The sequence below is a fragment of the Rhodovulum sp. PH10 genome, from assembly GCF_000293785.1.
GTDB lineage: Bacteria > Pseudomonadota > Alphaproteobacteria > Rhizobiales > Xanthobacteraceae > Rhodoplanes.
The window spans coordinates 1-11,794 of record NZ_AKZI01000054.1 but is presented as its reverse complement, the minus strand read 5'-3'; the positions used below and the strand labels follow the sequence as shown (position 1 = coordinate 11,794).

7 protein-coding genes and 1 CRISPR repeat array are annotated in these 11,794 nt (G+C 69.7%); of the genes, 6 read left to right on the top strand and 1 reads right to left on the bottom strand.

The genetic code is table 11. From position 1 onward, the window contains the following. Positions 1-353 precede the first annotated feature (353 nt). Positions 354-1,271, bottom strand: coding sequence for a WYL domain-containing protein (locus tag A33M_RS10385; RefSeq protein WP_008386688.1), 918 nt, complete (start codon positions 1,269-1,271; stop codon positions 354-356). A gap of 308 nt (positions 1,272-1,579) precedes the next feature. Between A33M_RS10385 and cas3g the strand changes: the two genes are divergently transcribed. The 6 genes from cas3g to cas2 all read left to right on the top strand — a co-directional run bounded on the left by cas3g (position 1,580) and on the right by cas2 (position 10,117). Continuing rightward, complete coding sequence (gene cas3g / locus A33M_RS10380) at positions 1,580-4,378, top strand: type I-G CRISPR-associated helicase/endonuclease Cas3g (protein ID WP_040620086.1); 2,799 nt, start codon at positions 1,580-1,582, stop codon at positions 4,376-4,378. Next, complete coding sequence (locus A33M_RS10375) at positions 4,375-5,208, top strand: hypothetical protein (RefSeq protein ID WP_008386684.1); 834 nt, start codon at positions 4,375-4,377, stop codon at positions 5,206-5,208. Before cas3g ends, A33M_RS10375 begins: the two co-directional genes overlap by 4 nt. Next, on the top strand, positions 5,205-6,311 hold the full coding sequence (cas7g, locus tag A33M_RS10370; RefSeq protein WP_008386683.1) for a type I-G CRISPR-associated RAMP protein Csb1/Cas7g: 1,107 nt from the start codon (positions 5,205-5,207) through the stop codon (positions 6,309-6,311). The genes A33M_RS10375 and cas7g overlap by 4 nt, the downstream gene beginning before the upstream one ends. A 2-nt stretch (positions 6,312-6,313) precedes the next feature. After that, positions 6,314-7,804 carry a type I-G CRISPR-associated protein Csb2 gene (csb2, locus tag A33M_RS22320; protein ID WP_008386680.1) on the top strand — a complete coding sequence of 497 codons (1,491 nt, stop codon included), beginning with the start codon at positions 6,314-6,316 and terminating at the stop codon, positions 7,802-7,804. 95 nt (positions 7,805-7,899) lie between these two features. Beyond that, entirely contained in the window at positions 7,900-9,603 is a 1,704-nt protein-coding gene (locus A33M_RS10360) for a CRISPR-associated endonuclease Cas4/Cas1 (RefSeq protein ID WP_008386677.1), read from the top strand. Between the two features lie 220 nt (positions 9,604-9,823). Beyond that, positions 9,824-10,117 (top strand): CRISPR-associated endonuclease Cas2, encoded by a 294-nt coding sequence (cas2, locus tag A33M_RS10355; protein ID WP_202801853.1) that lies wholly within the window; start codon positions 9,824-9,826, stop codon positions 10,115-10,117. A gap of 223 nt (positions 10,118-10,340) precedes the next feature. Then, positions 10,341-11,782: a CRISPR direct-repeat array (repeat unit 37 nt; unit sequence GCTTTCCGCAGCGTCACCGCTGCGGCCTCATTGAAGC). Between the last annotated feature and the right edge of the window lie 12 nt (positions 11,783-11,794).

Here is an 11,794-nt window from a genome sequence, read left to right as displayed (position 1 = left end):
AGACACTGGCGATGACCGGGCGGTACGTGAACCGCGCCGACGATCCGATACGAGCCTCGAGCGACCAGGTGGGCGAGCGGATCGAGGGCGGGTTGGCGGGACGACACGCAGCGAACGCGGTGACGCTGAAACTCGGATCATGACTGCGAGCCGCTCGGATGCCCGCCTGCGAGAAACTGCGAGGGACGGGTGGGGGGTGAAATCTTGGGGTGAATTCGCCTCGCGACCGGTGGGCTAAGCGCGCGTGTGGTGCCGCGAAATTCAGGAGGATTTTTTCGGCTGTCTCACGAAGCTTTCATTGAACTCGACGGTCGCCGCGCCGAATGCCGTCGAACCAGCGGCGCAGATATCGGTCAGGCTTCTTTCCCCACTCCGCGATCCCTGTCCGTCTTCCGAGCGCGTTCGACCGCGTCGCGATCGACCAGCACGATGTGCTGCTCGTGGGGAGGGCGGGTGTCGGGCGGCACGTCGAGCCCGAGCCGCTTGAGCGCGTAGAACAAAAGCGCGCGGCGCACCGGGATCGTCGCCGTCTTCCCCGTGATGCCGTAGTCGATCGCGATCGCCTTTGCCTGTGCCCGCGTGAGGCCGGGGTGAGGCGCGATCACCAGGGGCACGATGGTGTGCCACTCCACATCGTCCTCCGGACGGGCATCGGCGGGGCCGGCGGGCGCCGGATCGCCGAGCCGCCCGAGCACGAAGTCCCGGAATGTTTCGCTGTCGCGGTCGTGGGCGCGGACGTGCCAGCGGAACCCGTCGTTGGCGAGCGCGTGCGGGGAGACGATGCGCCGGGTCGCGGTCGGCCGGCTCATCGACTGGTACGTCACCGAAAGCGCGAGGCGGTCGCGGATCGCGTGCCACACCGCGCGCAGCACGAGGGGGTCGACCGCGCGCTCCGGCAGCGGCGTTCCGGCAAACGGCGGCAGGGCGCCGAGCATCGTGTCCTCGACGGCGATGCTGCCGAGCCCGACGAGGCGCATCTCGCCGAGCAGCCGTGTCGCGTCGGGAGGGCCGATCACCGGCGCGAAATTTTCGCCGGCGACGTAACGCTTGGCCGACTTGTCGTAGCTCACGCCGGCCGGATTCTTTTCGAGATACCGGGCGATGTCGCCCGACGCCTGGCTCATCGAGATGCCGAAGCGGCGCACCAGATCGGTCCGGTTCACCTCGCCCAGCCAAAAGAGCCGCTCGTCGACGAAGGCGAGCCGCTGCTCGACGCTCCAGCGCAGCGACGGCCCGGTGGCGGCCGCCATCTCGGCGCCGACGGACGCCACATCCGGGGCTGCCCTCGGCCGTCGGCGACGGTCGGGGATTGACGATCCGGTCCTCTTAGTATCTGATACCATCGCGTTTGTGAGACCATCGAGAATTTGGAACAGTGTAGCGCGATTCGCGAATGCGGGTCGTGCCGTCGCCGATGTCCGCGCGGCCGCGACGAGCCGGTCGCCCGCACGAGCACGCGCGGGTCTTTTGTGGATTTATCTCGCGCAATGCGCGAGACGGTGTAAATGGCGCTACCGTTGCGGCGTCGTGGCCTGTCGTGGCGAACGGCCCGGGCAGCCGACGTCCTTGTGAGATCGCGATGACGGACGACTCGTTTTTCGATTGCGGGTTCGAGGCGCTGACCGGTCATTCGCCGATGCGGTGGCAGCGCCGGTTGTTCGGGGAGTTCTCGGTCGGGCGGATTCCCGATGCTCTCGATCTCCCGACCGGGCTCGGCAAAACCGCGGTGATGTTGATCTGGCTGCTGGCGCTCGCCGCACAGGCGAGGAGCGGCCGTCCGTCACTGCCGCGGCGGCTCGTTTATGTGGTAGACCGCCGGACCGTCGTCGATCAGGCGACCGACACCGCGCGAGGCATTCGAGACGCTTTGCAGGATGGCGCGCGTCCCCAGGTCGTCGCGGTTCGCACGGCCTTGCAGGCATTGTGCGTCGATCCTTCGGACGGTGCGTCGCCGCTCGCGATCAGCACGCTGCGCGGCGAGTATGCCGACAATCTCGAATGGCAGGCCGATCCGGCGCGCCCCGGCATCGTCGTCGGGACGGTCGACATGATCGGCAGCCGCCTGTTGTTCTCCGGTTATGGCGTGTCGCGCCGCATGCGGCCATTCCATGCCGGGCTCGTCGGTCAGGACGTGCTGATCGTCCACGACGAGGCGCACCTGTCGCCGGCGTTCGGCGCCCTTTTGCGGGCGCTCGAGGCCCGCCAGGCCGAAGGCGCCGAGCCGCGCCCGTTGCGGCTGCTCGACCTGTCGGCGACCCGCCGAGACGATACGGGTCGTGTCTTCGGCCTGACGGACGACGACACCAGCGAGCCGGAGGTCCGGATCCGCACGACGGCCGAGAAGATCCTGACGTTCGAGCCGGCACCCGACGATCACCGCGCCTCCCTTGCGGCCATCGTGGCGAGCGCCCGCCGTCACCATGCCGACCGCAAGCGGGTCGTCGTATATCTGCGCGCCCCGGCGGATGTCCGGCAGGTCGCCGAGATGCTGGGGGAGGGCGGCGACGACGTCGCGATCCTCACCGGCACGATCCGCGGCCGGGAGCGCGACGTTTTGGCGAAGAGCCCGCTGTTCGAGAGCTTCAAGTCCGCGCCGTGTCGAGAGCCGCTGCCGCGCACCCGCTATCTGGTCGCGACGTCGGCGGGCGAGGTCGGCATCGATCTCGACGCGGACCACATGGTCTGCGACCTCGCCTCGCTCGATTCGATGATCCAGCGGCTCGGCCGCGTCAACCGGCTCGGGCGCGGGGCCGCGACCGTGCATGTGATCGAGATTCCGAAGAAGGGCGGCAAGGACGACGCGGACGCCGACGCGCGGCTGGCGGCGACCGAGGAAGCTTTGATGTCGCTGCCGGCGCGGGGCGGCGGCGTCGATGCGAGCCCCGCAGCGCTTCGGACGCTGGCGCATCGCACCGACGCGTTCGCCGCGGTGCCGCGCACGGTGCCGGTGACCGACATCTTGCTCGATGCCTGGTCGCTGACGCGCGTGGCGGAGCTGCCTGGGCGCCCGCCGGTCGCGCGGTGGCTGCACGGCGTCGAGGCCGAACGGCCCGTCCTCCATGTCGCCTGGCGCGAGGAGGTGAGCCTGCTCGGCACGGCGCCCGCGAGAACCGTCCGGACGCTCTACGAGAAGCACCGGATTCTTGCCCGGGAGCGTTTGCAGGGGCCGCTCTGGGAGGTCGTCGCGGAGCTGAAGAAGATTTTGCGCCGCAAGGGCGATCAGGAGGCCGACGGCGCGCGGCCGCTGCCGGCCGTGCTGATCCCGGCGAACGGCGATCCCGTCCACGGTTCGCTCGCCGATCTTCTCGACGACGAGCCCGGGCTCGCAGAGGCGACGCTGGTGCTGCCGCCCGAGGCCGGTGGCCTCGACGTGCGCGGCATGCTGGACGGCGCCGCGAAGGCGACGCCAGCGACGGATTACGACGTCGCCGATCTCGAGGACGCCTCCGGTGCATCTGAGCCGGCGATCGGCCGCAGGCGCGCCCGCCTGCTCGCGTCGTTCGATGCCGAGGAGGAGCGCTGGTCGGTTCGGCGGCTCGGCGCCGAGGAAGGGCTCGTTGTCGAGGAGATCGACGCGTCGAGCTGGCGTGCCGCCGTCGCCTCGGCGTGCGGTCTCTTTCCGGACATGGCCGAGAAGGACGCGAGCGTGCTGGCGCGCGACGACGAGGGCGAGCCGAGCATGGTGCTCGTCCTGCTCGGCGACAGCCGCTCGCTCGACGTGTCCCAGAACGATCCGGCGGCGGCCGGCGGTGCGCGCACGCTCGACGATCATGCCGCCGACGTGAGCGCGATGGCCGAGACGATCGTCGGCCGCCTCGGGCCCCTGATCTACGCCGACACGGCGGCCGACCGTGCGGCCGAGGCCGTCGCCGAGGCGGTCGTTCTCGCCGCCCGTCATCACGATCGCGGCAAGAACCGGCCCGCATGGCAGGCCGACATCGGCAATCCGCCGCCGCGGCATCCCGGCTCGCTCTGGGTTCCGCTGGCGAAGAGCGGGCGAACCGGTTTCGCCTCGCGGCGCAGCGGCGCCTATCGCCACGAGTTCGGCTCGCTGCGCGAGGCGTCCGACCTGCAGGAGATTTCGGCCCACCCCGAGCGCGACCTGATCCTCCATCTGATCGCGTCGCATCACGGCTGGGCGCGGCCGCATTTCGAGCAGGACCAGTGGGACATCGCCGATGGCGTCGGCGAGGAGGCGAACGCCGAGATCGCCGCCGAGACGATGCGCCGGTTCGCGCGGCTGCAACGCCGCTTCGGCCACTGGGGCCTCGCCTGGCTCGAGGGTTTGATGCGAGCCGCCGATTATGCGGCCAGCCGCGGCATTCCGCGCGATCCCGAAAGGGCGGCGGAGGCGATGGCCGAGGAGGGGACGACATGATCCGCCCCGATCCCGACATCACGCTGGCGGTCGATCTGCGCAACCCGGGCCAGTTCTTCGCCTGCTGCGGTCTGCTGGAGCTGGCGAGCCGGTCTTGGCCCGCCCGTCGTGACAATGGCTGGCGATCGCCGGAAGGGTGGTTCGAGCAGAACGGCAGCCGTGCCCGGTTCCGGATCGCCACCCACGGCGGCCACGACGATCCGCTCGCCGACCTCGTTCGCCGTCTCGTCGAGAGCGACGAGACGGTCGCTCTGGCCGACGATCACGAGGCGCAGGCGCAGGCGGACCGCAAGCCGGTGGTGATCCGGCCGTTCGATCTGCGGCTCGACTGGTGGCTCGACTCCTATCGCGGCGCCGACAAGTCGGAGCTGAAGGTGTGGGCCGGGCAGCAGACGCCGAAACGCAACATCGACGGGCTGCGCAAAGCGTGGCTCGAAATTATTGCACGGTCGCCCGACCGGATCGCCTCGGCCGACTTGTTCTCGGCGCGCTGGCCGACGACCGGACGCTTCGGCTTCGATCCGTCGGCGTCGTGGGAGGCGCAGGACGTCGGCTTCTCGCCCGACGAGCAGGGCGTGCCGGTGCTGACCTCGCCTGCGACCGAGATTCTTGCGGCGATCGGGCTTCAGCGCTGCCGGCCGACCGCGGTCGAGAGTCGCCGGCGATGGTTTTCCTATCGCGCCTGGGCGGATCCGCTCGACATTTCGGTCGCACCGGCAGCGGTCGCCGGGATCGGGCGGTGCATCGGCACGTACGAGTTTCCGGTGGAGATGCGCAATTCCCAGTACGGCAGCTTCGGCCGGGCAAAGCCTTCGGAGGAGAGACGATGAGCGGGTGGGACGCGCTTGCGGATCGCATGCTGGCCGCGGACGGGCCGGCGGCGCTGGTGTGCCGGCAATATCTGATGCCGGCGGAGGGGCACGACGCCGTGATCTTCCCGCCGACATTCGCGGCGGCGGAGGGCGGTGGCGGCAAGGCCGGCTACAACATCGATCCGCTCGGCGATCCGGCCGATCCGGCGACGCAACGGGTCGCCATCATCGACACGGTCGGGGCGCAGGCGAACCGGATGGAGCCGCTGTTCAAGGCGAACGGCGCAGCTGCGGCCGGCGAGGATCCGTTTTCGATGCTGGTGCCGCAGATCGAGATCGAGGCCGGCAACAAGACCGTCAATTTGCTCGACGCCGGCCACCGCGCCGCCGACGCGATCGTTCGTTATTCCGCGCTCGGCCCGCGGCTGAAGGAGGCGTTCGAGGCGTATCGGGAGAGCGGCGACGCGACCGGGCTCGCCAAGATCGCCCCGACCTCGCTGGTGTTCGGCGCCTGGGATTCGCGCGACACCCAGGTCAAGCTGCCGCGGCTCGTCGCCTCGACGATCCGGGCGTACGACGTGATCGAGCTGAGGCGCTCGGCGCAGTACAATCCGCCGGTCGACTACGTGGATCTCGGGCTTCTCGACGATGCCGACGACAAGAAGGTACTCGATGCGGCATCCGAGCTCGGCTTCCGCCACGCGCCGGCCGCCGGCACGCACGGCGGGGTTCAGGTGCGCGGCGACATCCGTCGCGACGCCATCTCGAGCCTGGTCGGCCTGCGTGCCATCGGTCCGAAGGGGGCGAAGGGCGATGCCTTGCGCCGCTACGTGCTCGGGCTCGCTCTGGTGGCGATGACGCACGATCGCGTCCACGATCTGCGGCAAGGCTGCCTGCTGGTGAGCGATCCCGACAAGCCCGCGACGTGGGAGCTGGTCGCTCACGATGGCACCCGCGAGGTTGTCGCCGCCGATCCCGCCGGCGCGCTCCGCTTCGCGCAGAACGCCGCAAAAGCCTTCGGGGTCGGCAAGAGCGAGAAAGTGGCGTTCGACGCCGCGGCCGCCAATGCGGCGATCAAGGAGAAGGTCGGCGGGAAGAGCAGGGGAAAGAAAGGCGGCTGATCATGCGCTTTCTGTGCCTCGAGGCGCACTTTCTCGACGGACGTTATCACGGCCGCAGCGAGGACGGCCGCGCCCGCGAATGGCCGCCAAATCCGCACCGGCTCTTCCAGGCGCTGGTCGCGGCCGGTCATCTCGGCTTCCGCCGTACCGAGTTCTCCGACGCGAAGGGGGCCGCGCTGCGCTGGCTCGAGCGGCGCGCCCCGCCGGAGATCGTCGCCGCGCCCGCGCAGGCGGCGCCGCTGGTGCGCCTCTATGTCCCGAACAACGACATGGACAAGGTCGCCCGCGCCTGGGCGCAGGACAAGGAGCCGGAGAAGCAGCCGAACGCGCTGCGCACCGACAAGGACCTCCGGCCGCATCGGGTCGACGGCGACGCCACCGTGCGGTTCCTATGGCCGATCGCCGACGAGGAGTGGGAGAGCGCCCGGCCGCACGCCGCGGTGCTGTGCGAGGAGGCACGGCACCTGCACGCGCTCGGGCTCGGCATCGATCTGGTCGCCGGCAACGGCCGGGTGGTCGACGAGGCCGCGCGGCGGGAGCTACCCGGCGAGGTTTGGGGCGCGCTGCCGGGCGTCGGCTGGCGGGTGCCGGTCGAGGGCTCGCTCGACGAGCTTTTGGAGCGGCATCGGGAATTCGGTCGTCGCGTCCAGGCGGGGCGGGGGCGCGGCGCCGAGCGCTGGGTGGCGCCGCCGTCGCCGCCCACCGTGTTTCGCGAGGTCGCCTATCGCCGGCGAGCCGCCGGCCGCACCCGGCCGGTGCACGTCTTTCGGTTGGTCGATGGCGATGGCGCCGCCTCGTTCGATCCGCGCGCGGCGATCGAGATCGCGGCCTGGCTCCGCCACGCGGCGCACGATTGCGCCCGCGGCCTGAAGCTCGATCAATCCTTCGTCGAGCGCTTCGTCTGCGGCCACGGCGACGACGTCGCATCCAAGAACGACCGCTTCTCCTACCTGCCGCTGCCGACGATTCCCTTGAAAGGCCGCGACGGCCGCATCCGCCGCGCCGTGCTGGCCGAGCCGTTCGGCGGCGGCGATGCGCGGGCGCGCGCCGTCGTGCGGCGTCTCGCGGGCGCCGCGCTGATCGAGGAGGGGACCGGCGTGGTGAAGGCGGACCTGCGGGCCCTGTCCGAGGACGAGCGCGCCGCCGACGGTGTTCTCGCCTGCTATCTCGCGGGAGACGGCGCGACCCGATGGGGCACGGTCACGCCCATGGTGCTGCCCGGCCGCGACGACTACAGGTCGCGCAAAGCGCACGCGCTGGTGCTGAAGGCGCTCGCCCAGGCCGGCTGGACGACGCCCGTGACCGAGATTCATCTGCAGCGCGAGCCGGTGTTTCCCGGCGCCGAGCCCGCCGGAGCTTATCGGGTCCCGGCCTATCTGAAGGCGCTGCCGCGCACCCATGTCGTGATCACGTTCGCCGAGCCGGTGCCGGGTTTGCTGGCGCTGGGCGCCGGCCGCCATGTCGGCCTCGGCCTGTTCGCCGCGCTGACGTGAGGAGAGCGCGTCGCGATCCGGTCCGGCCGGGCCGGCCCCGTCGCGACGTGCCGCTTCGATGATCGTTGCGAGGGACCTCGATCCGAGGGGGCGCCATGTCCACCCAGCTGTCGTTCGATCTGCCGGCGCCGCCGGCGACCTCCGAGACGCCGCTGGTGCCGGTGCGGATGGTCAACGAGTGGGTGTTTTGCCCGCGGCTGGCCTTCCTCGAATGGGTCGACGGCGAGTGGGCGGACTCCGGCGACACCGAGGAGGGACGGCGCGCGCATGTGCGGGTCGATGCCGGCGGTGGCACGCTGCCGGCCGCCGAAACGGTCGACGAGAAGCCGGACTTTTCCGTCCGCTCGGTGACGCTCGCTTCCGAAAAGCTCGGCATCGTCGGAAAAATGGATCTGGTGGAGGGCGAGGACGGCGCCGTCACCCCGGTCGACACCAAGAAGGGCAAGCGGCCGCATGTCGCCGAAGGCGCCTACGCGCCGGAGCGCGTGCAGGTGTGCGCCCAGGCGCTGATCCTCGAGGACGCCGGCTATCGCGTGAGCGAGGGCGCGATCTGGTACGCCGGCTCGCGCGAGCGGGTGCGCATCGCCCTCGACGACGTGTTGCGCGGCGAGACCCGCACCGCGATCTCTCAGCTCCGCCTCGCGGCCGCCGCCGGAAAGCTGCCGCCGCCGCTCGCCGACAGCCCGAAATGCACCAAATGCTCGCTCGCCGGGATCTGTTTGCCCGACGAGGTGTCGTTCTTCCGCAAGGGCGTCGCGCCGCGTCCGCTCAACCCGTCCGCCGAGGCGGCGCTGCCGCTCTATGTGCAGGAGCCCGGCGCGCGGGTGCGCAAATCCGGCGAGGTTTTGGTGATCGAGACCGACGAGCAGAAGAGCGAGGTGCCGATCGGCGACGTCTCCGAGCTGGTGCTGCACGGCCCCGTCTCGGTGACGGGCCCGACCGTCACGGCGCTGCTGCGCGAGGAGATCCCGGTCACCTGGGCGTCGGCGGGCGGCTGGGTGCTCGGCCACACGGTGTCGACCGGCCATCGTAATGTGAGCCTCCGCATCGCCCAGTATCGCGCCGCCTTCGACGAGCGTCGTGCCCTCGCGTTTGCTCGTACGCTGGTCGCGGCGAAGATCAGAAACGCGCGTGTGTTTCTGCGCCGCAACTTCAAGGCCGGCGACGAGGCGGCGCGCGACGGTGCGCTCGAGGCGATGGTGCGGCTCGCCGACCGCGCGCAGCACGCACCGACCGAGGCCGAGCTGTTGGGCCTCGAAGGCGAGGCGGCCGCGCGCTATTTCCGCCTGTTCGAGACCATGCTGGGCGAGGCCGCACGCGAGTTTCCGGCTTTCGCATTCGAGAAGCGCACGCGCCGCCCGCCCGCCGATCCGGTCAACGCGATGCTCTCCTTCGGCTACGCGCTGCTCACCCGCACCTGGCACACCGTGCTCTCCGCCGTCGGCTTCGATCCCTATCTCGGTTTCTATCACAAGCCGCGCTTCGGCCGGGCCGCGCTCGCCCTCGACATGATGGAGCCGTTCCGGCCGATTCTCTCCGACTCCACCGTCATCCAGGTGATCAACAACGGCGAGGTGAAGCCGGACGGCTTCGTCGCGGCCGGCCCCGCCGTGAACCTGAAGCCGCCGGCCAAGCGCGCCTTCATCGCCGCCTACGAGCGCCGCCTCGATCAGGAGGTGACGCATCCCGTATTTGGCTATCGCGTCTCGATGCGCCGGCTCTTGGAGGTGCAGGCGCGCCTGCTCGGCCGCTGGCTCGCCGGCGAGATCGACGACTATCCGCATTATCTGGTGCGCTGACGGTTTTTTTCGCGCTCGCCGCCGCGGGCGGGTTCTTGCGGTGAGGCATCGCGGGAGCGGCGAGAGGTGACTGGCGATTCCGGCTTGGGCCTCGCGCCGAGCTTTCCGCGACCGAAAGCGACGCGCCTCCTTTTGCCGCTCGCGGGGGAGGGATGTGGAGGGGTGTTTCGGGAGCGAAGGGCACGTTCCGTCGCGACGTGAAGCCCGCGGGGAGGTGATCGTGATCGAGGAGCGGCTCTACATCGTCACCTACGACATCGCCGACGAAAAACGCTGGCGCCGCGTGTTCAAGCTGATGAACGGCTACGGCCGCTGGCTGCAGCTCTCGGTCTTCCAGTGCCGGCTGACGGCCCGCCGTCGCGTCGAGCTGGCACGGCGGCTCGAGGAGATCATCCGTGCCGACGCCGACCACGTCCTCATCCTCGATCTCGGTCCCGCCGAAAAGGTCGATCCCCGGGTGGAGAGCTTGGGCAAGAACTTTGCCCCGGTGAAACGCACCGCCGTGGTGATATAGTCGGCGCTCGCGCGCGGCCCCGTTCGCCGCCGCCGCGCGAGCGCTCCGGTGACGCGGTTTTGCCGGGGACCGCTCGCAGGCGAAAAGCGGCTTGCAGCCCAAAGCGTTGTTTGACATCGTGAGCACTGCATCGGGTCGCCGGCCGGCATCTTGGTCCGCTCTGGCCGGAGCGCTCGCGAAACGACCTGTTTCGCCCGTCGTGCGAACGGCTTGCGGCCGGGCAGCTTTCCGCAGCGTCACCGCTGCGGCCTCATTGAAGCGGCACATACGGCGTGCCTTGATCCACGGTGACCGTGGGCTTTCCGCAGCGTCACCGCTGCGGCCTCATTGAAGCGGTGTGGTAGTCGTTCTTCGCGTATCCGGACCCGTGCTTTCCGCAGCGTCACCGCTGCGGCCTCATTGAAGCGGGTCGCTCGCCATCTCGAACGGTGTGGACAGCCGAGCTTTCCGCAGCGTCACCGCTGCGGCCTCATTGAAGCGTCTTCGGAGCCTGAGGAATCGGGGGAGCCTGGGAGGCTTTCCGCAGCGTCACCGCTGCGGCCTCATTGAAGCCGGTGTACCTGACCGTGCTGCCGCTGGTCGTGGTCGCTTTCCGCAGCGTCACCGCTGCGGCCTCATTGAAGCTCGCTCATCTCACATCTCCGTTGCTTCTGCGGCGCTCGCTTTCCGCAGCGTCACCGCTGCGGCCTCATTGAAGCTGGCATGCTCACGGTGCGCGGTGACCGGGGGGAGGACGCTTTCCGCAGCGTCACCGCTGCGGCCTCATTGAAGCTCGGTCAGCGTCTCCGCCACCGTGATGGTGGTCGACGAGGCTTTCCGCAGCGTCACCGCTGCGGCCTCATTGAAGCTTGCGCCTCGGCCGCGCGGCCGGTCTCCATCATGTCGGGCTTTCCGCAGCGTCACCGCTGCGGCCTCATTGAAGCGTCAGCTTGTTGGCGGCGTCGTGCGGCTTGAATCGGATGGCTTTCCGCAGCGTCACCGCTGCGGCCTCATTGAAGCGGACCGAGCCGGGTCGACTGCGCGATCGGTTCCGGGGGCTTTCCGCAGCGTCACCGCTGCGGCCTCATTGAAGCCCGGCGGCCGCCGAGCCGAAGAACGCCGCGACCTGGCTTTCCGCAGCGTCACCGCTGCGGCCTCATTGAAGCCGAGCGTGACGCTCGCTTTTGCCGCCTCTTTCATTGCGCTTTCCGCAGCGTCACCGCTGCGGCCTCATTGAAGCAGCGCGCGCGCCAGCTCCGGCTGGCTCATCTCCATGCGGCTTTCCGCAGCGTCACCGCTGCGGCCTCATTGAAGCATCGCATCGATCTCTGCTTCCGATGCACGAAAGGCAGCTTTCCGCAGCGTCACCGCTGCGGCCTCATTGAAGCGCTCCGAACTTGAGCAGGTCCTCACCCATGCGGGTACCGACGCTTTCCGCAGCGTCACCGCTGCGGCCTCATTGAAGCGATCAAACGATTGGGGCGTTGCGACAGAGGCTTTCATGCTTTCCGCAGCGTCACCGCTGCGGCCTCATTGAAGCCGAGACCTCTTCGCCCGCGAACGGCCACTCGACGAGGGCTTTCCGCAGCGTCACCGCTGCGGCCTCATTGAAGCTTCTTCTTCTTCTTCGACGGCGGGGTCTCGTCTTCGCTTTCCGCAGCGTCACCGCTGCGGCCTCATTGAAGCGGGCGATAGGTC